This is a genomic window from Nocardia sp. AB354, from assembly GCF_049538315.1.
Classification (GTDB): domain Bacteria; phylum Actinomycetota; class Actinomycetes; order Mycobacteriales; family Mycobacteriaceae; genus Nocardia; species Nocardia nova.
The window spans coordinates 47090-69321 of record NZ_JBMVFU010000028.1 but is presented as its reverse complement, the minus strand read 5'-3'; the positions used below and the strand labels follow the sequence as shown (position 1 = coordinate 69321).

Below are 22232 nucleotides of genomic sequence, written 5' to 3'. Positions count from 1 at the left end.
ACAACCGCTTTCACTCATGAAGACAACTCGCATTCGGTTCGCTCGGTCAGATCATCACGCGCAGGGGACCCTGCGGTACTTCCACACCCAGCGAGGCCATGGCCGACGCGTGATAGGTCGTGCTGGTGACGTGGATGGCGTGGTGCAACCCCGCGTGAGCGTCGCGCCAGAACCGTTGTAGCGCATTGTCCATGCGCAGCGCGTTGCCTCCGGCGCGGTCGAAGATGTCGTCGGCGGCCCGGACCGCCCGCCATGCCGACCGGATCTGATCCCGGCGCACTGCGGCGCGCATCGCGAAATCGATCTCCTTGCCCGCGTCGACCAGGTCCCAGATGCGGTCGACGTTGGCGAGCAGCTGCTGACGGGCGGCATCGATCTCCGATGCGGATTCGCCGAGCGCGTGCAGAACGTAGGGGTCGTCCTTGACCAGAGTTCCGGTGGCCCCCACCCGATTTCGCTGATAGTCGATGCCGGCGGCCAGCACGCCCTCACAGATGCCGATCGTCGCCGACGTGATGCCCAGCGGGAACATGGTCGACCACGGCATCTTGTACAGGGTCTCGGTGACGCCGTATTCCACGGCGGCACTGCCGTCGATGACCTTGCCCTGGTCCATCACCCGGTAATCGGGGATGAACGCGTCTCGCACCACGATGTCCTTGCTGCCGGTGCCCCGCAGCCCCACCACATTCCAGGAGTCCGCCACGATCTCGTAGTCCGAGCGGGGCAGGATCACATGCAGGGGCTGCGGCGGCATGATCGGTTTGCCGTCCGCGTCGCCGACCAAGGCGCCGAGGAAGATCCAGTCACAGTGATCGGTGCCGGAGGAGAACTGCCAGCGCCCGCTCATGACGTATCCGCCGTCGGCAGGAACCGCGACACCACCGGGCATATATGGTGATGCCATCCAGGTGTCGGTGTCCGCGCCGAGAACTTCCTCCTGCACCTTGGGATCGGCGAAGGCGAGCTGCCACGGGTGCACGCCGACGATGCCGGCCACCCAGCCCGCCGAACCGTAGAGGCTCGCGGTCTTCATCACCGTCTCGGCGAACTCGCGCGGATGCGCCTCGTAGCCGTTGTACTTCTTGCGCTGCAGCATCCGGATGACGCCCGCGTCCTTCAGCCCTTTGGCCATGTCGTCGGGAAGCCGGCCGAGCGAGTCACCCTCGTCGGCCCCGTTGCGGATCTCCTCGGCGATTCTGTCGATATTGCCGATCACTGTGTTGGACATACAGCTCAGCTTGGCCGCTGAACCCGCATTTGTGACGTGAGTCTCCTACTCATCGGAACACCGGATCACCGCCCGAGCTGATCGCGGACCCAACCGGATTCGCGTAGCGGCGCCGGGCGGATGTGCGCGCCGGCGTCCGCGCCTTACCCACCGCAGACTGTTGACACTTGGCAAGACACGTGTCTATTTTCGGTGAGTCCGCAAGCCACATCCCTTCCCGGGTGCCGCAGTTCCGACGCGGCGTGGCGAACAGGCCCTGTGATCGGAGAGCCGGTGACCGAAGCCGAACGCGAACTCGGCGGGACACCACGCCCGATCGAGGAGGCGATCACGGACGCCGCGAGGTTCTTCACCCGCAGGAGATCGACCATCCGCGCAGTGGTCCGCAACGAGAAAGGACTCGCAGATGACCGACCCCTCCGACGGCAGCGGCCGACCAGAGCGGCTCGACGCCGATTCGTCTGTGCCCGAACAGCTTTCGGAACTCGGCTACTATCTTCTCGCGGGAGCGGGGGGTGAGGGGCCCGCGGCGCTGGTCCAGGAGGCCCGCCGAGGCGAGGAGCTCGGCCTGGGCACCGCGTTCATCTCGGAACGATGGAATATCAAGGAAGCGTCCTCGCTGACCGGTGCGGCATGCGCCGTCACCACACGCATGCGGATCGCCACCGCGGCCACCAATCACAACACCCGCCACCCGCTCATCACCGGCTCGTGGGCGACCACCATGCATCGCCTGTCGGGAGGCCGCTTCACCCTCGGCATCGGCCGCGGCATCGGCGCGCTCTATGCCGGCTTCGGCATTCCCGCGGTGACGACCGCGCAACTGGAGGATTTCGCCGGCGTGATGAGACGGCTGTGGCGCGGTGAGGCCGTGATCGGCCACGACGGGCCGATCGGGAAATACCCGGTTCTGTTCCTGGACAGCGATTTTCGCGAACACATCCCGCTCGGACTGGTCGCCTTCGGACCGCGCACACTCGAACTCGGTGGCCGCGTCTTCGACGACGTCATCCTGCACACCTACTTCACGCCACAGACCCTGCAGCGGTGTGTCACCACGGTCGAAACGGCTGCCGAACGAGCCGGACGAGACCCCGCCACGGTGCGAGTGTGGTCCTGCCTGGCCACCGTCGGCGACCACCTGCCCGAGGAACTGCGCCTGAAGAAGACAGTGGCACGCCTCGCGACCTATCTCCAGGGCTACGGCGACCTCCTGGTTCGCACAAATGACTGGGATCCCGCTGTGCTGCAACGCTTTCGTGCCGACCCGATCGTGCAATCGGTCGCCGGTGGAATCGACAGCAAGGCCGGCGCCACCCAGATCGAACACATCGCCGGCCTGATTCCGGACGAGTGGCTCGCAGCCGCCGCCACCGGAAGCCCAGAGCAATGCGCCCGCCGCATCCGCGACGAATTCGGCTACGGCGCAGACCGAGTCATCCTGCACGGCGCCACCCCGGACGAACTGGCACCGATCCTCGACGCCTACCGCACCGGCCGGACGTGAGGGCAGTCCGGTCGCCGCACCGACCCTAGGTCCGGCCTTCGCCTTGCAGCACCCGCTCGGTGTGTGCGGTCGGCGACGGCATCGGGAAGGTCGAGACCGTGGATGTCGCCGTGGACGAGTTCGATCGGTTCCCCCGCCCGGATCTCCGACTGTGCCTCGGTGAGGGCGGCGGCGTCGCTGTCGACGCCGATGACCCGGCCGCCCGGACCGGTCGCCGCGGCGAAGCCACGCAGGTCCGCCCCAGGCCCGCCATTAACCATGTCGAAGGTACCGATGCCCTGCGCAAACCGGCAGGCGCGTCCGGTCAGTGCGAGCGCAGCCAGTCGCGGTAGTGGGTGCGGGCCAGGTGGGCGTCCGGGGGCGCTGTCAGCTCATCGCCGTCGACCGCGGCGAACAGGCCCGCGGTGTTGTCGGTGACGACGTGGCGGTGGTCGCCGGTGGCTTCCAGTGTGATGCGGCCGAGTTCGTCGAGAGCGAAGACATCCGGACCCGCGATATTGCGGATGCCCCGCAGTGGTGCGCCGGCGGCCACCTCCGCGACCTCGGCGGCGACCTCCGCGGAGCTGATCGGCTGGATCGGGGTGGCGGGCAGGCGCACGGCGTCGCCGTCGGTGGTCGCGTCCATCGTCGGTGCGACGAACTCCATGAACTGGGTGGCGCGCACGATCGAGTACGGAATCGGCCCCGCCTCGACCAGATTCTCCTGCAGGGTTTTCGCCCGGTAGTAGGCCAGGGCCGGCACACGGTCGACACCGACGATGGACAACGTCACGAGATGCCCGACACCGGCCGCCTCCGCGGCGGTCAGCAGATTGGTCACCGTGGTGCGGAAGAAGTCGATGGACGCATCGTCGAAGGTCGGTGAATTGGTCACGTTCACGACGACCTCGGCGCCGCTCAGCGCGTCGTCGAGGCCCTGCCCGGTGAGCAGGTCGAGGCCGGTCGAGCGGGCGTGCCCGGATGCCTCGTGTCCTGCGGCCGTGAGGCGCTGGATCACCTGGGAGCCGATCAGTCCGGTGCCGATGACGGAGACTTTCATGCTGCTCCTACGGTTGGGTTCGGAGGCCCCGGATTGCCCGGGGCGACAGGTTTTCCGCGTGCTGCCGGCGTCGGTGGACGGGGCGCGATCACCGTGGCGGCGTCGTATCGAGCGCGGCAATACTATCGACGCGCGGTCGCCTGCCGGGGGCCTCCGAGGGGAGGGTTTCGACGCCGCCGCCGAGTTGCTGCCATCTCGTGATCCGACGCGGACGCGGCCGTCACGGCTCATCGTTTTCCGGGCGGCGTGATTCCGGCGAGGAGGACATCGGCGACATGGTCGGCATAGGTCAGGGGGTCGACATCCGGATTGGTGTCCAGATAGTCGAGCATGCTGTCGACCATCCCCTGATACGTCACCGCCAACAGCTGCGGATCGAGGTCCGCGCGCAGCTGTCCATGGTCCTGACCGCGCCGTAGGAGTGCGGCTTGCCGGGCATACAAGGCGCTGTACTCCCGGTCGCGCAGGGCGGCACCGCCGCCGAATGCGCCCAGATTCAGCACGATCTGGCGGATCGTGCGCAGCTCGGCACCGTGCGTCGCGGGCAGCTGCGCCGCGCGCCGGATCGCCGCGCGCAGCAGATCATCGACATCGGCGTCGAGGTCGTGTCCCGCTACTCGTCTGCGACCCGGATGATCGTCCGGCCCGGTGTGCGGTGGCGGCGAGCGAATGCGGACGCCGTGTCGGCGAGCGGTCGCACGGAGCCGACGATGGGCTCGAGCCGCCCCGACCGCACCCGCTGGGCGAGATCGGCCAGCCGCGCGCGGTCGGGTTCGACGACGAAGAAGACGGCGCGCCCGTCCCTGGGCTGCGTGGTCGGCGGCATGGCGATGGTGACGAGAGTGCCACCGGGACGGACCAGTTCGGTCGAGCGTTCGAGGATCGCGCCGCCGATGACGTCGAAGACGACATCCACCGCACCGGCGTCCCGGAGGTCGTCGCTGTCCAGATCGAGGAATGCCTGTGCGCCGAGTCCGAGGACGAGGTCACGGTCGCCGGCTCGGCCGGTGCCGATCACGTGCGCGCCCACCTCGCGCGCGAGTTGCACCGCGATCGAGCCCACACCGCCTGCGGCGCCGTGAATCAGGACCGTCCGGCCGGTTGTCAGGTGGGCGTGGTCGAACAACCCCTGCCATGCGGTCAGGCCGGAAATGGGCAACGCGGCGGCCACGATGTAGTCGATATCGGCCGCGAGCGGGGCGAGGTTGCGGGCCTCCACCGCGGTGTATTCGGCCAGCGATCCGTTGCGCGCCCAGTCGGTCGGCCCGAATACCCGCTGGCCGACGGTGAGACCGGTGGTTCCGTAGCCGAGTTCGACGACGACACCGGCCAGCTCGTGTCCAGGAATGGTGGGTGTCCGGTCGCGGCCGGCACGATCGGACCACGTTGTCGGCCAGTCGAGTTCGCCGGGCGTGAAGCCGGCGGCGTGCACCCGCACGACGACGTCGTTCTCCGCGGCGTGCGGGTAGGGCATATCGGTCGAGGTGAGCCCGGCGATACCGGAATCACGGTCGCGCACGGTCATCGCTCGCATGCTGGAGTCCTTCCCGGGACATCCCCGTCGGCAGCGGCAGATAGTCGGGCCGGCTCGGCCGGGGCGAGCCGAGAACGCTCTCGACCGCCGTCGGACGCCGGAAGCCGGGGGGGCGAAATGCGCGAGCACATCGGAATTCACTGTGCCGTCGATACTTTCGGGCCGGTTCCGGAGTCCGTCGATGACCTCCGGCCTTCCGGCTGACGACATCCCCATTCCCTCGCAGTCGCGACGACCGCGAGGGGGTAGGGACGTCGCGGTGACCGTGCGCTATGCCGCCGCGGGGGTGGATGCATCGGCGGGGATAGGCGCATCGGTGGGAGTGGATTTCGGCGGGAGCGGCGCGGTGATCCCGACGATCGCGCCGACCGCCGCACCGAGTGCCCCACCGAGCGCGGCAGCGGGTGCGGCGACGACCGCGGCGCCGACGGCCGCGCCGATCAGCGGGCCGGCCACCAGACCGGTGGGCAGGAAGGGGATACCGACGACGAATCCGGCCGCCGCACCGAGCGCCGCGGCGGGGATCGCGAGGGGCGCGGACACCGCCGCGCCGATGCCGGCACCGATGGCCGCACCGACCCCGGCATCGACCACCGTGGCGGCACAGCGATCGGGATCGGCGGGAACCTGTTCACAGAACGTCTCGATCGGATGCTGGTCCTCGACGGGCAGCGCATCCGCGATCGGGGCCGTCGTGTCGACGGGCGCCGGGGCCGTGACGGCAGCAGCCGCGGCGGCGACGGACGGCACGTCTGCTGTCGCCGCCTGGGCCGATCCGTCGTCGCCGGGTGCGTTCTGCGGGGCGACGGCCGAATTGCCCTGGACGACAGGAGCGTCGGCGGGCGGCAGCGGCAGCGGCACCGGGAAGGGAATCAACCCCTGCACATCGTGCGCCAGTGTTTGCCAGTCCACTGCCAGCGGCGGCGCAGCGGGTGCCTGCGCGGCGTCGGCCGGGGTGAGAACGAGATCGCCGGGAGACGCCGTGGCCACTCCCGTGCCTAAAAAGACCGCAAGCGGCAACATGCTCGCAATCAACAATGGACGTGACATGCGCCGATGACCAGTCTCCGGCATTTCACACCTCCCGGGTGTTTATCTTCGAGTTTTCCCGACCCTCTCGCATGGTTGTGCACGTTGCGGCTGAGGTAGTTTAAGCTCCAACCCGGACCCGGCAGTGGAGAAACGGCGAATCCACGTGCGTCGATCGAATGACGATTTCGCCGCCCGAAACCGTGAATCCCAGCGTGCGGCGCAGTCGACTACGAATTATCGGCAAATTTGTGGCAGAGTCCGATCGGAACGCGATCCGCAACGCTTCCGCGCTCTCCGGGACCGGTTTCGCCACGCAGGCTTCCGATTAGCTGTCAAGCTGCCGTCGATCGCGAGCGGGTTCACCGCGACGGGCTACGCTCAGGACCCGAGCACGGGACCGGCGGCCGAGTAGACGGGTCGGATCGTGGGCCGCCTTGCTCGAAATCCTCTTCCACGGCGGCTACTCGGCGTAGAAACGAGGTCATGGGAAGACAGGCGACCGTTGTTGTCTACGTGCTCGCACTGGTGGCCGTCGTGGTCGGCGTGGACGTGCTGTTCTTCAGACACCATTTCTGGGCGCGGCTGCTGGTGAATATCGGGATCGTGCTGGTGTTCGCCGCGTTCTACCTCAGGTTCGTGCAGCGTTCGTGACGCGCCGGAAACGAGACGGTCGACGGTTCGGGCGCACACCGCCGATATCGCAACCGCCGAGCCGATGAATTCGCCTCCGCCCCTTCGTCCGTAGTGGGAACGCTCGTCCGCCCTGCGGGGACACCGTTGATCAGCGGCGCGGGCACCCGGACTGGAGGTCGTGGATGTCGAACAGGATCGCTCGCGCGGATATCTGGGCTATGGTCCGAGCCGAACGGGCAGCGCTGGCCGAAGAGCTCGCCGGCTTGGACGAGCAGCAATGGGACCGGCCGACGTTGTGCGGGGAGTGGACGGTGGAGGAGGTCGTCGCCCACCTCACCGCGACGGCCACCATCGGCCGGTTTCGCTGGCTCCGGAGTGTGCTCGGCGCCAGGTTCGACTTCGACGAGCACAACAATCGGCGACTCGCCGAGCATCGGGGCGCGACCCCCGCCGAAACTCTGGCACGGTTTCGAGCCGTCGCCACCAGCACGGTCGCGCCGTCGGGACATACCGCGGCCTGGCTCGGTGAGGTGGTGGTCCACGCGCAGGACATCCGCCGCCCCCTCGGACTGTCCGGCACGCCCTCCGTGGACGCCGCCACCGTGGTCGCCCGCTTCTACGCCGGACGCAATTTCACCGTGTCCAGCCGCAGCAGGATCGAGGGGCTGCGGCTGGAGGCGACCGACGGCCCCTTCACAGCCGGGACCGGTTCGCCGGTCGCCGGCAGCACGATCGCACTGACCATGGCGATGGCCGGCCGAATCACCTACTGCGACGACCTCTCCGGTTCCGGAGCGGCCGTTCTGCGCGATCGGCTGAGCACAGCCACCGATCACACCATCGCATGAGTCCGGACCGGGATGAGGCCCGGAATACGCTGTAGCTCAGTGCATTCCGGGCCTCCTCACGCGCGCGGTGCGGCGATCAGGGTTGAGGTTGCGCGCTGCGCGACATCCCGCGCCGGGTGAAGGGATTGCGCAGCCGCGGCTTCGGCGTGGCCGCCGATTCCGCGGGCGCGGTCTTCGCGACGGCCGGCTGCGCCGGCGGTGTCTTCGCGAGATCCTGACGAGTGGCGGTCATTTCGCGGCGCGACTGCCGCAGTTCGCGGCGTATCTCCGCATGCCGGCGCGCGGAGGAGAACGCCCCGCTCAGGGCGATGCCCAGGCCGAGCATGCCGACGGCACCGACCGCGGCACCGGCGGCGAAGAGTTCGTTCTGAGTAGGGGTGAAATGGGCTCCGAACACGGTGAATTCGCTCGCCAGCACGTGCGTGTCGCCGGAATTGGCCAACGCTGCGGCGATTCCGACGACCAGCGCGGCGAACAGAATGATCAACCCGATGAATACGATCATGGCTACTACCGATTCTCAACATCGATGGACTGGTGTAGTTGGGAAATAACCCGCTTCCGGATCGTCAAACAGCGGTCTCGGCAAGCGCTTCGGATGCACGGCGGTGTCCCGGCCTCCGGAACCGATCCCGCCCAACGCCTTCCGACGAGGTCTCCGCCCCTACGCGCCGTGGAACTCCTGGACGCCGGCGCGACCTCTTCCGGCACTCCATCGCCAACACACAGCCGATCGAATATTCGAGAAAATCACGAGCAATTCATCGGCAAATACGAAATATTGCGAAACTCCTCGGGTATCGACATAAAATCCTACAGTCGATATGTCCAGCAGAGCCGGTCGCGAGTCTTGGAGGCTCGTATGGATCTGAACACCGTCGAGGACGTCATTCGCCGGCCCTCGACCCCACCGGGTCCGGATTGGCGCGCCGGAGACGCGTGGCTGGCCGGAGGAACATGGTTGTTCTCCGAACCACAGCCCGCGGTCCGCCGGTTGATCGACCTCGTGGCGCTCGGCTGGCCGAGCCTGGTTCCTACCGCCCAGGGCCTGGAAATCAGCGCGACGTGCACGATCAGGGAGTTGCACGAGTTCGAGCCGCCGGGCGACTGGCCCGCCGCCGGCCTGCTGCGTTCCGGCTGCGAGGCGTTCCTGGCGTCGTTCAAGATATGGAACGCCGCGACGGTGGGCGGCAACATCTGCATGTCGCTGCCCGCCGGCCCGATGGTCACCGTGACGGTGGCCCTCGAGGCCACGTATCGATTGTGGGCGGCGGACGGAACGGAAAGAACCGTCGCGGCGAAAGATTTCGTCGTCGGCAATCACCGGAATGTGCTGCGGCCGGGAGAAATTCTGCGAAGTATCCACATTCCGATCGACGCGTTGCGAAAAGCGCACGCGCAGCGCCGATTCACGCTGACCGCACTCGGGCGCTCCACGATATACATGGTCGCCACCCGGACACCGGACGCCGCCGATCTGACCCTGGTACTCACCGCGGCAACCTCCTATCCGTTTGTCCTGCACTTCGATACCGCACCCGACGCGCACACCCTGCACGACCACGTCGAGGCGATTCCGGCGCACGTATGGTTCGCCGACCCCAACGGCACTCCGGAGCATCGCGAACATCTCGCGAAGCACTACGCCGAACAACTGCGGACCGAACTCGCGAGCACGAGATGACCTTCTACAGGGTCAACGGCAAAACGTTCTCGCAGGAACCGAACCCCGGTCAGTGCCTGCGGACGTTTCTACGCCACCTGGGCTGGTTCGGGGTGAAGAAGGGGTGTGACGCCGGGGACTGCGGCGCGTGTACGGTCTGGCTCGACGGCCGGCCCGTGCACAGCTGCATCACCCCGGCATTCCGCGCCGAGGGGCACGCGGTGACTACGATCGAGGGCCTGGGTTCGCCGGAAGCTCCGCACCCGATGCAGCGGCAGTTCCGCGACGCCCCCGGATTCCAGTGCGGCTTCTGCACCCCCGGCATGATCATGACGGCGTCCGCGCTGACCGACGAGCAGAAACAGGACCTTCCGCACGCGTTGAAGGGAAATCTGTGCCGCTGCACCGGCTATCGGGCGATCGAGGATGCGATCGCCGGCGTGGCCGCGGTCGACACGGCGGCGCCCGGCCGGGCCGTCGGCACGAGTGTCGGCGCGCCCGCGGGGATTGACGTGGTCACCGGGCGCGCCGAATACACGATGGACACCGCCCCGGAAGGAATGCTGCATCTGAAGGTGCTGCATTCGCCCCACGCGCATGCGCGCATCGTCTCCGTCGACAAATCCGCGGCGCTGGCAATGCCGGGGGTGCATCGCGTCTACACCTGGAAGGATGTGCCACGCAAACTGTTCACCACCGCGATCCACACCGACCATCTCGTCGACCCCGACGACACCTACATCCTCGACAATGTGGTGCGCTTCGCCGGGCAGCGGGTGGCGGCGGTGCTGGCCGATTCGGTCGCCGCCGCGGAAGAGGGCTGTCGCCGGATCGTCGTCGAGTACGAGGTGCTGCCCGCGGTCTTCGATCCCGAGCAGGCGATGCAGTTCGGCGCGCCGCAGCTGCACGGATCCGACGACCCGTTCGTACAGGATCCCTCGCACAACGTCCTGATCGAACTGCACGGCGAGATCGGCGATGTGGCACAGGGTTTCGCCGCCGCCGACGTCATTCACGAGGGCACGTACCTCACACCGCGCGTGCAGCACGCGCACCTGGAGACGCACGGGTCGATCGCCTGGATGGAACGGGACCGGCTGCATGTGCGCACCAGCTCGCAGTCGCCGTGGATCGCGAAGGGCAAGCTGGCCCACCTGTTCGATCTGCGGCCCGACCAGATCCGGGTGTTCTGCAAGCGGGTCGGCGGCGGCTTCGGCGGTAAGCAGGAAGTGATCAGCGAAGACCTCGTGGCGCTGGCGACGCTGGACACGGGCCGCCCGACCTGCCTCGAGTACACCCGGGAAGAGGAATTCACCACCGCCTCCCCCAGGCATCCGATGAAGATCACGGTCAAACTCGGCGCCCGCTCCGACGGCACCCTGACGGCGCTGCAGTTCCGCAATGTCTCCAACACCGGCGCGTACGGCAACCACGGCGGCGAAACCCTGTTCGCCGGCGGCTCCGCCGTCGCGATGTACCGCTGCCCCAACAAGAAATTCGACGGCTACTCGGTCTACACCAACACCGTGCCCAGCGGCGCGCTGCGCGGCTACGGCATGACGCAACCGGTCTTCGCGATGGAGTCGGCGATGCACGAACTGGCCGTCGCGCTCGGCATGGATCCGCTGGAATTGCGGCGCCGCAACATCGTTCGCCCCGGTGACGCGCTGCTGGCGATACACGACGAGGCCGACGACGTGGCCTTCACCGAGGACACGCTGTCCGCGTGTATCGACCGGGTCGACGCCGCGCTGCGCGCCCATCCCGACGGGCAGGCCCTCGACGAGAATTGGCTGATCGGCACCGGAGCAGCCGGTTCGATACACGAGACGGCCCCGCCGACCGAACACATATCCGTCGGGCTGGCCACCCTCGGCGACGACGGGATCTACGACATCGCCATCGGCACTGTGGAATTCGGCGAGGGCACCTCGACAGCACACGTTCAGATCGCCGCGTCCGAACTGGGCACCACCCCGGCCCGCATCCGGCTCGTGCAATCCGATACCGACCGCACCGGTTTCGACACCGGAGCCTTCGCCAGCGCCGGACTGTTCGTCGCGGGCAACGCCGTTCAGCGCACGGCGGCCGCGCTGCGCGAACGCATCCTGCGCTTCGCGGCCGCGGATTCCGGCGTCGACCTGACCTCGTGCGCACTCGACGACGACGCCGTACGCTGCGGCGAGCACCGCATCCCGCTGACCGAATTGGCGGCCACCGCGCGGGCTCGCGGGGTGCGGCTCACCGAATCACGCAAGGCCTACGGCTCACCCCGCAGCCTGTCCTGCAACGCGCACGGCTTTCGGGTGGCCGTGCACCGCGTCACCGGCGAGATCCGCATTCTCTACAGCGTGCAGGCCGCCGACGCCGGTGTCGTCATCAATCCCGCGCAGGTGCGCGGACAGATCGAAGGCGGCGTGGTCCAAGGCATCGGCTTCGTCCTCACCGAACGCCATCTCGTCGACGAGAACGGCGTCATGACCAATCCGACGCTGCGCAACTACCGCATCCCCACCTGTGCCGATGCTCCGCGCACCGAGGTACTCCTGGTGGAGTCGGCCGATTCGGCGGGTCCGGTGCGCTCCAAGGGCATCGCCGAATCCTGTATCAATCCGGTCGCACCGGCACTGGCCAACGCCGTGTACGACGCGACGGGTGTGCGCTATCGCGAACTGCCGCTGACGCCCGACCGGATCTTCCGGGCCCTGCGACCGACCCGGCTGACCCCGACCGGCTGAGCCGGGAGACCACCATGCCCCGCGAAACGCCGGCCGGTCACGCCGCCACCGTCATCATCGGTGAGAAGGTTCGTCCCGGCTGCGAGGAGGCGTTCCTGGCGTGGCAGCACGGACTCAACAGCATGGCCTCGCGGTATCCGGGATTCATTGCCGCGGAGATCGATCCGCCCGCGTATCCGCGGGCGCACTGGTCGCTGATCTACCGCTTCGACTCGATTCCGAATCTGCGCGCGTGGATCAACAGCGCCACCCGCCAGGACAGCCTCGCGGAGGGCCGGCGCTATCTCGACGGCCCGCCCACGCAGCAGATCGTCACCGGCGCGGCGGCCCCGCCCGACACCCTCGTCACCGCGGTGGTCACCCATCGGGTCCTTCCCGACCAGATCGACGAGTTCCTGGCCTGGCAGGAACGACTTCGCTGCGCGGAGAACAGGTTTCCCGGATTCCGCGGCTCGGAGATCTTCCGGCCGATCGAGGGCGTGCAGGACGAGTGGACGATGCTCTACCGCTACGACAGCGCCGCCGACCTGGACCGCTGGCTGACCTCCACCGAGCGACAGCGACTACTCGACGATGGAAAACGCTTCAGCGACTTCCACTTACGCACGATCGACAACTCGTTCGGCAGCTGGTTCGCCTTCGAGGACGGCGACCCCGCACACCCACCCTCGCAGACGAAGACGTCGATCGCGGTGTGGGTCGGGTTGTATCCGACGGTCGTGCTGCTCTCGCTGGCCATGGCGCCGGCGGGGCTGCCGCTGTGGCTGGGCATGCTGATCGGAAATCTGTTGTCCAGCTTCGTCATGACGTTCGTGATGATGCCGCGCTATGTGAATCCGTTGCTCGAACGCTGGCTGCGGCCGGCCCCGGGTTCGGCGCGGAAGGCGATCGAGATTCGCGGGACCGTGCTGATCGCCGCGGTGATGACGTTCTGGACGGTGCTGTTCTGGCTGGTGACCACCGTGTTCTGGCATCTGCCGTGAGACCGGCCCACATTCGAGAAGGAGAAGTGACGACAATGACCGAAACCGACGGCAGCGCGATCCCGGCCTTCATGCGCCCGGTGATCGCCGACGAACCGCCCGCGAGCGCCCGCACCGTCGCCGAACAGGCGGTCCTGGCGCTGAACGCGTCCATGATGCAGCTGTACGAAACCTCGCTGGAGAAATTCAAACAGAACATGCTCGACCAGGTGCCGATCATCCTGGCGCTGTTCACCGGCGCGGGCGGGCAGATGATCCTGTACCGCCCCGGCCGGGAACCGGAAGTGGCGCCGCCGGTGCCGATCGTCTACCAGTTGGCGAAGTCGGTGGGCCACAGCACCATGGCGATCTACGAGATCCTCGCCCCGTACCTCTCCGACGCGTATGCCAATCAGCTGTGGCGTCCCCCGTTGGAGATGTACCGGGCTCAGCACCGCACGGCGTTCGACAGCCTCGACGCGCTGGACATCTCCGACGAGGACCGCGCGATACTGCACGCGATCCTGCAGCGCAATCTGACCTTCATGGACGAATGCCTGGCCCGGGGCGGTTACCGCTACGACGACGTCGAGACGTACATCCGCGACACCGAGCCCTACTCGGCCCGGTCCATCGGCATCGGCTCGGGAGCTCAGGTCGGCCACTGGATGTCGGTCCTCGACGACTGGAAGGCGAGCCTCGGCGAGGATTGGGAGCGCACCTACGCGGTGAGCAACTCGCTGTACGTCGCGCGGCAGAACAACATCCTCTACAGCGTTCTCGTCCAGTTCATGGGCACCGAGACCATGGGTGACCGGTTGCTGCTGGTCGAGACGACGGAATTCGAGACCACACCCGAGAAGTTGCTCGACGTACTCGGCCGTATCGTCGCCGACCGCTCGCTGGGCATGGTGTTCTTCCGCGACTACTACCTCATGGACGCCGAACTGCTCGGTGGCGGCGGGCGCGCGGCCATCGCACGCGAAATGGCCGCGCGGGGACGGGAAGCGGTGCTGCCGTCCCTGGCGCCGTTCCGTTCCGACGACTGGCCGTGGAAGACCGATCCCGCCAAGGGAACCGGCCCGGCCCGGCTGGAGGACGTCGGATGCCCGGTCCGGCCGGAGCCGGTCGGCTGATGCCGGAGACGACGAGTCCCGCGGATTTCGCACAGCGTGCCGTCGACATCGCCCGCGCCAGTGTCGCCGCGGGCGGACTGCCGTTCGGGACCGTCGTCGTCAAGGACGGCGCGATCCTCGCCGAGGGCAGCAATTGTGTTCGCACCACTCATGATCCGACCGACCATGCCGAGATTCGCGCCATCCGCGCGGCGTGCCGGACGTTGGGCACCGAATATCTGACCGGCTGCACGGTCTACGCCATCGCCCACCCGTGCCCGATGTGCCTGGCGGCGCTGTACCACTGTGCGCCCGATGAGGTCGTCTTCCTGGCCACGCGCGAGGATTGCGCGCCGTACCTGGCGGGCGGGAACGAGACGTATTTCGAGCCCGGCACCTTCTACGCCGAGTTTGCCAAACCCTGGGATGAGCGGCGGCTGCCGATGCGCTATCTGCCGCGCGCCGATGCCGTGGATGTCTATCGGATGTTCGGGGAGCGCAACGGCGGTGAGACGTTGTGACAGAACGGTATTCGCAACCCGTCAGGGCGTGTGGTCGTGGTGGATTCGTCCTGCGAGTTCGGTCAGCGGGTCACCGGCGCCGCCGCGGGTGCGCATGATGATCTCCGCGGCGATCGACACCGCCGTTTCCTGTGGGGTGCGGGCGCCGAGGTCGAGGCCGAGGGGACCGGCGAGACGGCGCAGTTCGGCGTCGGTGAGTCCCGCCGCGCGCAACCGGCGCAGCCGATCGTCGTGCGTGCGCCGCGAACCCATGGCGCCGACGTAGCCGAATGCGGGAAGCCGCAGCGCCACCTGCAGGAGCGGGACATCGAATTTCGGGTCGTGGGTGAGCACGCACACGACGGTCCGGCCGTCGAGGGTGTTCCGCCGCGCCTGGGCGGTGAGGTAGCGATCCGGCCAGTCCACGACGACCTCGTCGGCGGCCGGGAACCGGTCGGCGGTCGCGAATCTCGGGCGTGCGTCGCAGACCGTCACCCGGTAGCCGAGCAGAGCGCCCTGCTGGGCCAGCGCGGCGGCGAAGTCGATCGCGCCGAAGATCAGCATCCGCGGGCGGGGCGCGAACGGGTTCACGAAGACGCCCATGCCGGACTCGAGCGGGCGACCGTCCGGCCCGCAGCCGATCACACGAGCACACCCGGCGGCGAGTAGTTCGCGGGCGCGTTCGGCCACGGTGACGTCGGCTCGTCCGGAGCCGAGCGATCCGTGGATCGAATCCGGGGTGACGATCAGTCGCCGGCCCAGTCGCGCGGATTCCGGGTGCGCGACAACGGTGGCGATCGCGGCCGGGCGGTCGGCGGCGACGTCGGCGAGCACCACCGGCAGGTGCGGGAACGTCTGCCGCGATATCGGCTCGGCGAAGATATCGATCTCACCGCCACAGGTGAGCCCGATACCGAACAGCTCATCGCTGTCGACCCCGTAGCTCTGCAGCCGGGGCCGCCCCATTCGCACCACGTCGGTGGCCAGCTCGTAGACGGACGCGTCCACACAGCCACCGGAGACCGATCCGGCCACGGCGCCGTCGGGAGCCACGACCATCGCCGCACCCGCCGGGCGCGGCGACGAGCCCCGGGTGCGCACCACCGTGGCGACACCAGCGGTGCCACCGGATCGCCAGATCGCGGTCAGTGCCGCCAGGACGTCGCGCACGGCCGCACGCGTCCTTCGGTCGTGGCCGCAGCGTTCGACTGCTGTAACCGCATCTATGAATGATGCGCGCCGCGGGGCGGTCGTGGGGAACGATCCGGTCAGCTCGGGTGACGATCCTCCACGGCGGACGACGACGGAGTCGCCGGTTGCGCGGGCGGCAGCGGTGCCGCGGGCGCCGGCCGGTGACCCGCACCCGGGGCGCTCGGGGATGCGGTGTTCGGTGGGCCGGAGTCGCCGGACTGCATTTCGCTCATTTCGCTCTTGAAGATGCGCAACGAGCGGCCGAGACCGCGGGCGGCGTCGGGCAGGCGTTTGGCGCCGAACAACACCACGATCACCAGTGCGATGATCAGCCAGTGGGTCGGACTCAACGAACCCATCGAAACCTCCGTTCGTGCGCCGCAGTCGCTCCGACGGCGACCACCGGCTCGGCGGATTCCGCCGACGAGATCGTTCGCTCCGGCGGCATCATTGAAAGAGTCCATGATAACTTGCTGAGCCGATACGCACAGCGAATTGCTCTCTTACCTGCTTCGATCAGTCTCACCAAAAAGGCCACAGAACGTGAATATGGAGTAACATACGTGCGTTGCCGACATGGTTGCCACCAGGCCGGCAGGTACAGAGTCGAAGAACCGGCCGCGGTCGACGTGCGCCGGACCGCAGCTGGAGGTTGCCATGGGTGTCGAGATCGCCGCGGCCCCGTCGTCCGTCGAGCAGCTGCCCGTCCAGTGGGCCGAACACGATGGGGAACGAACCGCCCGAGCACCGAGCCCACACCGGCCGCACGCCACACCGGCCGACGAGATCACCGGGCTCTGCCACGAGGTGCTGCGCGAATTGTCCTCCGGTGGACGCTGTTCGAGCGCGGCCGCACGACTGGCCGAGGCCGCGGACCGCTGGGCCCGGCGCGGCTCGAGCCTGGAGACCGTTCATCACACGGTGTTCGAAACATTCCGGCTGCACCTGGAGGCGCTGCGGACTTCCGGCGACAACCTCGACACGATCATGACGTCGGTCGGCCGTGTGCTGGACGCCCTCGAAATCGTGACCACCGGTGTCGCGGACGCCTATTCGGCGACGGTCCCCGATGCGCCCGAGGACTACCGGCCGAGCAGCGACGCGGTGACCTCCGCGCTGCTCGGCGGCCGGTCCGCCGCAGCGGCGGCGAGGGAATGCGGAGTGGAACTCGCCGACCACTATCACGTGCTGGCGATCTCGCTGCCGGCCGAATCCGCCGGGCACGGTCCGGCGGCCGATGTGTCCGTTCAGGCGCGACTGGCGATGCGCCGGGCCCGGGCCGTCCTGGAACGAATGGGCAACGGCGCGGTGCTGTTCCAGCTGTCCCCGAGCGGCGGCACCGTCTTGCTGCCCTACCCGTTCGTCGGTTCCGACCGCTGTCTCGATCACGTCGTGCACACGCTGGCCACGGCGACTCGGACACCGATCACCGCCACCGCGGTCCACGCCGCCCGCGCGGCTGTCCCCGCGGCGGCCACCCAAGCCCACGAACTGCTGGACACCGTGCACGCGTTGCGATGCCGGCCCGGGCTCTACCGCATGCGCGACCTGGCCCTCGAATACCAGCTCACGCGGCCCGGACCGGCGCTGGAAATCCTCGGCACCCTCCTCGACCCGCTCGACGACCATCCGGAACTGACCGAAACGCTGGTGCGGCACTGCGGCAACGAACTGAATCGGCAACGCACCGCACACGAGATGCGGGTCCACACCAATACGGTCGACTACCGGCTCAAACGCATCGGCCGGCTGATCGGAGTGGATCCGACCTCCCCGTCCGGGCTGCTCCAGGTCCGCGCCGCGCTCGTCGCCCGCGCCTATCGTGCGCACACACCGGCCCGCTGAGAATCCGACGGGCCGGATGCGGCCGAGGTGGAGCGCGGCGCTGCGGCTCAATGCGCGGCACGGGCCCGCGGCCGGGGGCATCGCACCGTCGCACCGGACGGCATACATACTGGCCACGGAGAGACCAGACACGACGACCTCGCACAACGCTGTGGCGCGTTCGAGGCGGCGTGGTCGACGACGAAAGTGGGCAGGTGCGTAGCGGATCGACGGATGACATGCCGGAAGACAGTGGCGCCCTGGCCCGTTCGACGGTCCCGGCACCACCCTCGTGGTCCTCGATCCCGCCCGGTGACCAGGATGTGCGACTGGTCGTCTGCGATATGGACGGCACTCTGCTCACGGATTCCGGTGCCGTGCCCGACACGTTCTGGCCGCTGCTCGACGTGATGCGGGCGCGGGGAGTGACCTTCGTGCCGGCCAGCGGGCGGCAATACGCGACACTCGCCGCCCTGTTCGAGCAGGCGCCGGACGGGGTCTCGTACATTGCCGAGAACGGTTGTCTCGTCGTGCATTCCGGCGTCACCGTGTCCGCGACCTGCCTCGATGTCGAGATCGTGCACCAGGTCGTGCGGGCGGTGCGGGAAGCACCCGACGCCGCCGAGCTCGGTCTGGTGGTGTGCGGTCTGGACAGCGCCTATATCGAGCGTACGGATCCGGCATTCGTCGACGAGGCGGCGAAATACTACGCCCGCCTCGAGCGCGTCGACGACCTTACCGCGGTGACCGACAAGGTGCTGAAATTGGCGATCTACGACTTCACCGATGCCGAGCGGACAGCCGAGCGGGTGTTCGGATCGATCGCCGCCCGCGAGCAGGTCGTGGTGTCCGGGCACCACTGGATCGACATCATGAGCCGTGACGCGGACAAGGGTCGCGCGGTGCAGTCGCTGCAGGAGGCGCTCGGGATCCCGCCCGCCCGGACCGCGGTGTTCGGCGACTACCTCAACGACCTCGAGATGCTCGATGCCGCGCGGTGGTCGTTCGCGATGGCCAACGCCCACCCCGAGGTTCGTGCCCGCGCCCGCTACCTCGCGCCCGCCAACCACGAGGACGGCGTCGTGACGGTGCTGGCGCGGATGTTCGGTTCCTGAGCACCGTTCGTCACACCGCGCGCTCGGGTGCGCCGGCCATCCGGAGCACCGCGGCGGCCACCTGATCCGGGCACTCGGCCGGCACGATGTGCTCGGAGTCGGCGTCCTCGAATCGCCCGCTGACCTGATCGGCGAATCGGCGTTGGTACTCGCGAATGGTGTCGTGGTGGCGAGCGTGCAACCGGTTGGCGCGCCGCGCGGAGATGAGCACGACCTCGCCGCGCGGCGGCTGCGGCGGGTTGTCCCGGAACGGGCCGATGCCGGTGGCGAAGGCATCGAATTCGCTGCGCGTGCAGGCGATGCCGGCGGGGCTGAAATCCTCCCGCAGCATGGTCTCGTAGGTGTCGGCGGGAAACATCCGTCCGTAGGAGGCCGTCAGCACCCGCATCACCGGGCGCACCCGGGCGAGCGACTGTTGCACCGCGAGAACACGATCCGTCTTCGCCGCGGTCGCCGCCCAGTCCGCGTAGAAGGGAGCCGCTTCCGGAGTCGGATCGACCAGCACCATACCGATCGGCTGCGGCACAAGATTTTCCGCGGCGCGGCGCACGATCAACCCGCCCATGCTGTGCCCGGCCAGGATCAGCCGACGCGGCGCCAGCGCCTCGACCAGCGCGGCCAGCGTGGCCGCCATCTCGTCGATGCTCTGCGGCGACCGCACCCGGGCGCTGCGGCCGCGACCGGCACGGTCGTAGGTGACGGTCCGCACGACATCGCCGAGCCGGGACACCACCGGATCCCACAGGGTGCGTCCGGCGCCGGCGCCGGATTCGAAGAGCACGCAGGTCTCCCCCGCACCGCCCTGCTCGACATAGATCTCGATGCCGCGCACCGTCATTCGTTCGCCTGGCACGTTCCGCATCCGAATCCCCTCTCGATCAATCCCAACTTTGGAAATGGTACCAACAATGGGATAGTTGAGCGATGGACCCTGCCGATCTCCTTCTGCATCCGGTGCGACTGCGCATCGTGCACGCGCTGTCCGGGGACGCGCCGCGCAACGCGGGCGAGTTGTGCGACCGCCTGCACGACGTGCCCCGGACGACCATCTACCGGCACCTCGGCCTCCTGGTGGAGGGCGGCATCCTGGCGGTCGCCGACGAGCGGCGGGTTCGCGGTGCGGTCGAGCGGTCCTATCGGCTGCGCGCGGACCGTCCCGTGATCGACGCCGAAGCGGCCGCGGCCATGACACTCGACGACCACCGCCGCGGATTCGCCACCGCCATGGCCGTCCTGATCGCCGAATTCGACGCCTATCTCGCCGAGCCGGACGCCGATCCGGTCGCGGACTCGGTCGGCTATCGCCAAGGCACGCTGTGGCTTTCACCCGAGGAGCGCAACGCCATGCTCGACGGGTTCCGCCGCGTCGTCGCCTCGGTCAGCGGCAACGGTCCCGGCCCGGATCGCCGGCCCTATCTGATCAGCCCGATCATGTTTCCCGGCGCGCGAACGCCCGGCTGAGGCAATCGCACGGCGTTCGTCGTGCGTGCGGGAGGTGGACGTGCGAGGCTGAGCGACATGTCCGAACGTGCGGATGTCTCACCGAATCTCACCGAGCAGGGCCGCGGGCCGGCCATCGCGCGCGTCGCCATCGAACTGATCGCGTGGGTCGCGGCGCCGTGGGCGCTGGCGTCGTGGTCCGTGGTGGCGGCGGTGATCGCGGTGGTCGTACTGATCGGCGTCCCGGCGATCTTCGCGACCCGCGGCGACAAGAAGCAGGTCCTCGTCGCCGTCCCCGGCTGGGCCACCATCGCGATGATGCTGGTGCTGATCGCCGCGGCGGTGCTGGGCGCCTGGTTCGCCTGGCCGGCCTGGGTCGCCGTGCTCGTCACCGTATTGGCGGTCGCGACCGTCGGCACCGAACTGCCGCGCTGGCGGTGGCTGGCCCGCGCGCCCTGACGCCGCTTTCTCTCCCGAGACGTTCTGTTTACGGCCTTCGAGGCCGGGTATCTGCGATTTGTTATCGCAGTACGGCCGAACGCGGCAGCGCCTGGATAACAAAAGGCAAAGGGAGAGTTTCACATGATTATTCTGGGAGTCATCCTCCTCGTACTCGGGTTCGTTTTCAGCATCCCGATCCTCTGGACTCTGGGCATCATCGCCGTCGTGATCGGCGCGATCCTGGCCCTGCTCGGAGCGTTCGGACGTCCGGTCGCCGGCCGCGCACATTATTTCTAGCGACGGCGAATTCCTTTCTCCGGAGCGCGTACTCCCACCGTGTGGCGGGAGTACGCGCTTCGCCATTCGCGGGTGCGGACCGCATCGCTTCGGCTCAGGGAACAAAACCCGCGTCGGGCATCCTTGGACGGTATACGCCGCCCCAGAAGGAGACCCGTAGTGACCGAACTGCTTCCGCTCACCCCGGACGAATTGCTGACCACCACGCGTGCGGTGCGCCGCCGTCTGGATCTGACCCGGCCCGTACCGCTGGACGTGATCCGCGAGGCGCTGGAGGTGGCCTTGCAGGCACCGTCCGGAGGCAACCGGCAGCATTGGCACTGGATCGTTCTCACCGATCCGGAAGTCAAGGCGCAGGTCGCGGAGCACTACCGGCGCTCACATCTGGCCTACCGGGAGGCCGGGGGCGAACCCGCCGACGAGAGCGCCGCCCGCATCGCCACCAGTTCGGATTATCTGCGCGAGGTGATGGCGGAGGTCCCGGTGCTGGTGATCGGCGCGATCAGCACGGGCACCAGCGGGGCGCTGCCCGACAACCAGGCGGGGCTGTGGGGTTCGCTGCTCCCGGCGGCGTGGAGCCTGGCGCTGGCACTACGCGCACGCGGCCTGGGAACCACTTGGACCACACTGCATTTGCAGTACGAGCGCGAGGTCGCGCAGATTCTCGGCATTCCCGACGACGTCCGTCAGGGTGTGCTCCTCCCGGTCGCCTACACCAAGGGCACCGACTTCCGGCCCGGCCCGCGCGTCGATCCGGACTCGGTGCTGCACATCAACGGTTGGTGAGCGCGTTCCGGAAGACGTTCGAAGCCACCGGGTTTCCGGATGTTGTGAGACAACCCATATGCCACTCGAGTGAGACATGTTGTGGCGCTTGGGGTTCGGGGTAGGTCTGGGATATCGACCGATCGCGGAAGGAGAGAGCTCGTGAACGTTTCGATCACCGCTTCCCACCGTCGCCGCCGGGCCACCCCGAACGACACCGAGGACGACCGTTCCGCCGTCCTCGTCTTGATGGTCTGGGCCGCATTGATCGTCGCGGCCGGGGTGCTGCTGATCTCGCTCTAGCGTTTGCCGCTCGGCTGTCGAGGTAGTCCGCTACGAACCTCGAGAAAGGACGCA

At 68.1% G+C, this 22232-nt stretch carries 25 protein-coding genes; 15 read left to right on the top strand and 10 right to left on the bottom strand.

Annotated elements, in window-relative coordinates:
• Positions 1-46: 46 nt before the first annotated feature.
• The gene (locus ACPCUW_RS30070) at positions 47-1231 is read right to left on the bottom strand and encodes an acyl-CoA dehydrogenase family protein (RefSeq protein ID WP_423428582.1); all 1185 of its coding nucleotides are present in this window, start codon (positions 1229-1231) and stop codon (positions 47-49) included.
• 406 nt (positions 1232-1637) lie between these two features.
• Between ACPCUW_RS30070 and ACPCUW_RS30065 the strand changes: the two genes are divergently transcribed.
• Positions 1638-2738, top strand: a complete 1101-nt coding sequence (locus tag ACPCUW_RS30065; RefSeq protein WP_423428581.1) for a TIGR03857 family LLM class F420-dependent oxidoreductase — start codon at positions 1638-1640, stop codon at positions 2736-2738.
• On the opposite strand, the gene ACPCUW_RS30060 is transcribed toward ACPCUW_RS30065, so the two are convergent.
• The 5 genes from ACPCUW_RS30060 to ACPCUW_RS30040 form a co-directional block, all read right to left on the bottom strand.
• On the bottom strand, positions 2717-2998 hold the full coding sequence (locus tag ACPCUW_RS30060; RefSeq protein WP_423428579.1) for a methyltransferase domain-containing protein: 282 nt from the start codon (positions 2996-2998) through the stop codon (positions 2717-2719). The two genes, ACPCUW_RS30065 and ACPCUW_RS30060, sit on opposite strands and share 22 nt — an antisense overlap.
• Positions 2999-3042: 44 nt before the next feature.
• On the bottom strand, positions 3043-3777 hold the full coding sequence (locus ACPCUW_RS30055) for an SDR family oxidoreductase (RefSeq protein WP_423428577.1): 735 nt from the start codon (positions 3775-3777) through the stop codon (positions 3043-3045).
• A gap of 227 nt (positions 3778-4004) precedes the next feature.
• The gene (locus ACPCUW_RS30050) at positions 4005-4280 is read right to left on the bottom strand and encodes a hypothetical protein (protein WP_064906929.1); all 276 of its coding nucleotides are present in this window, start codon (positions 4278-4280) and stop codon (positions 4005-4007) included.
• A gap of 110 nt (positions 4281-4390) precedes the next feature.
• Complete coding sequence (locus ACPCUW_RS30045; RefSeq protein ID WP_063028296.1) at positions 4391-5311, bottom strand: NADP-dependent oxidoreductase; 921 nt, start codon at positions 5309-5311, stop codon at positions 4391-4393.
• 270 nt (positions 5312-5581) lie between these two features.
• Positions 5582-6301: a hypothetical protein gene (locus ACPCUW_RS30040; protein WP_423428574.1), complete on the bottom strand. Its 720-nt coding sequence runs from the start codon at positions 6299-6301 to the stop codon at positions 5582-5584.
• A gap of 525 nt (positions 6302-6826) precedes the next feature.
• On the opposite strand from ACPCUW_RS30040, the gene ACPCUW_RS30035 reads away from it, so the two are divergent.
• Both ACPCUW_RS30035 and ACPCUW_RS30030 read left to right on the top strand, forming a co-directional pair.
• Positions 6827-6994: a hypothetical protein gene (locus ACPCUW_RS30035; protein WP_167356756.1), complete on the top strand. Its 168-nt coding sequence runs from the start codon at positions 6827-6829 to the stop codon at positions 6992-6994.
• Positions 6995-7158: 164 nt separating this feature from the next.
• On the top strand, positions 7159-7824 hold the full coding sequence (locus ACPCUW_RS30030) for a maleylpyruvate isomerase family mycothiol-dependent enzyme (protein WP_064908680.1): 666 nt from the start codon (positions 7159-7161) through the stop codon (positions 7822-7824).
• A 76-nt stretch (positions 7825-7900) separates the two neighbouring features.
• Here ACPCUW_RS30030 and ACPCUW_RS30025 read toward each other — a convergent pair whose 3' ends face one another.
• Positions 7901-8329 (bottom strand): hypothetical protein, encoded by a 429-nt coding sequence (locus ACPCUW_RS30025; protein ID WP_082940929.1) that lies wholly within the window; start codon positions 8327-8329, stop codon positions 7901-7903.
• Between the two features lie 357 nt (positions 8330-8686).
• Between ACPCUW_RS30025 and ACPCUW_RS30020 the strand changes: the two genes are divergently transcribed.
• The 5 genes from ACPCUW_RS30020 to ACPCUW_RS30000 are packed head-to-tail and all read left to right on the top strand — an operon-like array spanning position 8687 to position 14823.
• Entirely contained in the window at positions 8687-9508 is an 822-nt protein-coding gene (locus tag ACPCUW_RS30020; protein WP_423428571.1) for an FAD binding domain-containing protein, read from the top strand.
• Complete coding sequence (locus tag ACPCUW_RS30015; protein ID WP_423428570.1) at positions 9505-12225, top strand: molybdopterin-dependent oxidoreductase; 2721 nt, start codon at positions 9505-9507, stop codon at positions 12223-12225. Before ACPCUW_RS30020 ends, ACPCUW_RS30015 begins: the two co-directional genes overlap by 4 nt.
• Before the next feature lie 14 nt (positions 12226-12239).
• On the top strand, positions 12240-13208 hold the full coding sequence (locus ACPCUW_RS30010; RefSeq protein ID WP_423428568.1) for an antibiotic biosynthesis monooxygenase: 969 nt from the start codon (positions 12240-12242) through the stop codon (positions 13206-13208).
• 35 nt (positions 13209-13243) lie between these two features.
• Positions 13244-14323 carry a hypothetical protein gene (locus tag ACPCUW_RS30005; RefSeq protein WP_063015755.1) on the top strand — a complete coding sequence of 360 codons (1080 nt, stop codon included), beginning with the start codon at positions 13244-13246 and terminating at the stop codon, positions 14321-14323.
• Complete coding sequence (locus ACPCUW_RS30000) at positions 14293-14823, top strand: nucleoside deaminase (RefSeq protein ID WP_423428567.1); 531 nt, start codon at positions 14293-14295, stop codon at positions 14821-14823. The genes ACPCUW_RS30005 and ACPCUW_RS30000 overlap by 31 nt, the downstream gene beginning before the upstream one ends.
• A gap of 21 nt (positions 14824-14844) precedes the next feature.
• Here the strand turns inward: ACPCUW_RS30000 and ACPCUW_RS29995 are convergent, their stop codons facing one another.
• Both ACPCUW_RS29995 and tatA read right to left on the bottom strand, forming a co-directional pair.
• Positions 14845-15972: an XdhC family protein gene (locus ACPCUW_RS29995; protein ID WP_423428565.1), complete on the bottom strand. Its 1128-nt coding sequence runs from the start codon at positions 15970-15972 to the stop codon at positions 14845-14847.
• 98 nt (positions 15973-16070) lie between these two features.
• A complete protein-coding gene (gene tatA, locus ACPCUW_RS29990) occupies positions 16071-16352 on the bottom strand; it encodes a Sec-independent protein translocase subunit TatA (protein WP_064906964.1) in 282 nt (93 codons plus the stop codon).
• 298 nt (positions 16353-16650) lie between these two features.
• On the opposite strand from tatA, the gene ACPCUW_RS29985 reads away from it, so the two are divergent.
• The gene (locus ACPCUW_RS29985) at positions 16651-17838 is read left to right on the top strand and encodes a PucR family transcriptional regulator (RefSeq protein WP_423428564.1); all 1188 of its coding nucleotides are present in this window, start codon (positions 16651-16653) and stop codon (positions 17836-17838) included.
• Positions 17839-18056: 218 nt separating this feature from the next.
• On the top strand, positions 18057-18932 hold the full coding sequence (locus tag ACPCUW_RS29980; protein WP_423428563.1) for a Cof-type HAD-IIB family hydrolase: 876 nt from the start codon (positions 18057-18059) through the stop codon (positions 18930-18932).
• Positions 18933-18942: 10 nt separating this feature from the next.
• Here ACPCUW_RS29980 and ACPCUW_RS29975 read toward each other — a convergent pair whose 3' ends face one another.
• Positions 18943-19794, bottom strand: coding sequence for an alpha/beta fold hydrolase (locus tag ACPCUW_RS29975; protein WP_423428561.1), 852 nt, complete (start codon positions 19792-19794; stop codon positions 18943-18945).
• Positions 19795-19856: 62 nt separating this feature from the next.
• On the opposite strand from ACPCUW_RS29975, the gene ACPCUW_RS29970 reads away from it, so the two are divergent.
• The 5 genes from ACPCUW_RS29970 to ACPCUW_RS29950 all read left to right on the top strand — a co-directional run bounded on the left by ACPCUW_RS29970 (position 19857) and on the right by ACPCUW_RS29950 (position 22178).
• Positions 19857-20393 (top strand): helix-turn-helix domain-containing protein, encoded by a 537-nt coding sequence (locus ACPCUW_RS29970; RefSeq protein ID WP_423428559.1) that lies wholly within the window; start codon positions 19857-19859, stop codon positions 20391-20393.
• Between the two features lie 57 nt (positions 20394-20450).
• Positions 20451-20831: a hypothetical protein gene (locus tag ACPCUW_RS29965; protein ID WP_423428557.1), complete on the top strand. Its 381-nt coding sequence runs from the start codon at positions 20451-20453 to the stop codon at positions 20829-20831.
• Between the two features lie 123 nt (positions 20832-20954).
• Complete coding sequence (locus ACPCUW_RS29960; protein ID WP_086007330.1) at positions 20955-21110, top strand: hypothetical protein; 156 nt, start codon at positions 20955-20957, stop codon at positions 21108-21110.
• A 159-nt stretch (positions 21111-21269) separates the two neighbouring features.
• The gene (locus ACPCUW_RS29955) at positions 21270-21896 is read left to right on the top strand and encodes a nitroreductase family protein (RefSeq protein WP_063015760.1); all 627 of its coding nucleotides are present in this window, start codon (positions 21270-21272) and stop codon (positions 21894-21896) included.
• Between the two features lie 141 nt (positions 21897-22037).
• Positions 22038-22178 carry a hypothetical protein gene (locus tag ACPCUW_RS29950; protein ID WP_156055825.1) on the top strand — a complete coding sequence of 47 codons (141 nt, stop codon included), beginning with the start codon at positions 22038-22040 and terminating at the stop codon, positions 22176-22178.
• Positions 22179-22232 lie beyond the last annotated feature (54 nt).

Coding starts and splice junctions, on each gene's coding strand:
- ACPCUW_RS30025 (WP_082940929.1), bottom strand. CDS start 8,329: ATGATCGTATTCATCGGGTTGATCATTCTGTTCGCCGCGCTGGTCGTC.
- ACPCUW_RS30015 (WP_423428570.1), top strand. CDS start 9,505: ATGACCTTCTACAGGGTCAACGGCAAAACGTTCTCGCAGGAACCGAAC.
- ACPCUW_RS30045 (WP_063028296.1), bottom strand. CDS start 5,311: ATGCGAGCGATGACCGTGCGCGACCGTGATTCCGGTATCGCCGGGCTC.
- ACPCUW_RS29975 (WP_423428561.1), bottom strand. CDS start 19,794: ATGCGGAACGTGCCAGGCGAACGAATGACGGTGCGCGGCATCGAGATC.
- ACPCUW_RS30060 (WP_423428579.1), bottom strand. CDS start 2,998: ATGGTTAATGGCGGGCCTGGGGCGGACCTGCGTGGCTTCGCCGCGGCG.
- ACPCUW_RS29980 (WP_423428563.1), top strand. CDS start 18,057: ATGCCGGAAGACAGTGGCGCCCTGGCCCGTTCGACGGTCCCGGCACCA.
- ACPCUW_RS30030 (WP_064908680.1), top strand. CDS start 7,159: ATGTCGAACAGGATCGCTCGCGCGGATATCTGGGCTATGGTCCGAGCC.
- ACPCUW_RS30005 (WP_063015755.1), top strand. CDS start 13,244: ATGACCGAAACCGACGGCAGCGCGATCCCGGCCTTCATGCGCCCGGTG.
- ACPCUW_RS29985 (WP_423428564.1), top strand. CDS start 16,651: ATGGGTGTCGAGATCGCCGCGGCCCCGTCGTCCGTCGAGCAGCTGCCC.
- tatA (WP_064906964.1), bottom strand. CDS start 16,352: ATGGGTTCGTTGAGTCCGACCCACTGGCTGATCATCGCACTGGTGATC.
- ACPCUW_RS30010 (WP_423428568.1), top strand. CDS start 12,240: ATGCCCCGCGAAACGCCGGCCGGTCACGCCGCCACCGTCATCATCGGT.
- ACPCUW_RS29970 (WP_423428559.1), top strand. CDS start 19,857: ATGGACCCTGCCGATCTCCTTCTGCATCCGGTGCGACTGCGCATCGTG.
- ACPCUW_RS29965 (WP_423428557.1), top strand. CDS start 20,451: ATGTCCGAACGTGCGGATGTCTCACCGAATCTCACCGAGCAGGGCCGC.
- ACPCUW_RS30035 (WP_167356756.1), top strand. CDS start 6,827: ATGGGAAGACAGGCGACCGTTGTTGTCTACGTGCTCGCACTGGTGGCC.
- ACPCUW_RS30070 (WP_423428582.1), bottom strand. CDS start 1,231: ATGTCCAACACAGTGATCGGCAATATCGACAGAATCGCCGAGGAGATC.
- ACPCUW_RS29960 (WP_086007330.1), top strand. CDS start 20,955: ATGATTATTCTGGGAGTCATCCTCCTCGTACTCGGGTTCGTTTTCAGC.
- ACPCUW_RS30055 (WP_423428577.1), bottom strand. CDS start 3,777: ATGAAAGTCTCCGTCATCGGCACCGGACTGATCGGCTCCCAGGTGATC.
- ACPCUW_RS30065 (WP_423428581.1), top strand. CDS start 1,638: ATGACCGACCCCTCCGACGGCAGCGGCCGACCAGAGCGGCTCGACGCC.
- ACPCUW_RS30000 (WP_423428567.1), top strand. CDS start 14,293: ATGCCCGGTCCGGCCGGAGCCGGTCGGCTGATGCCGGAGACGACGAGT.
- ACPCUW_RS30020 (WP_423428571.1), top strand. CDS start 8,687: ATGGATCTGAACACCGTCGAGGACGTCATTCGCCGGCCCTCGACCCCA.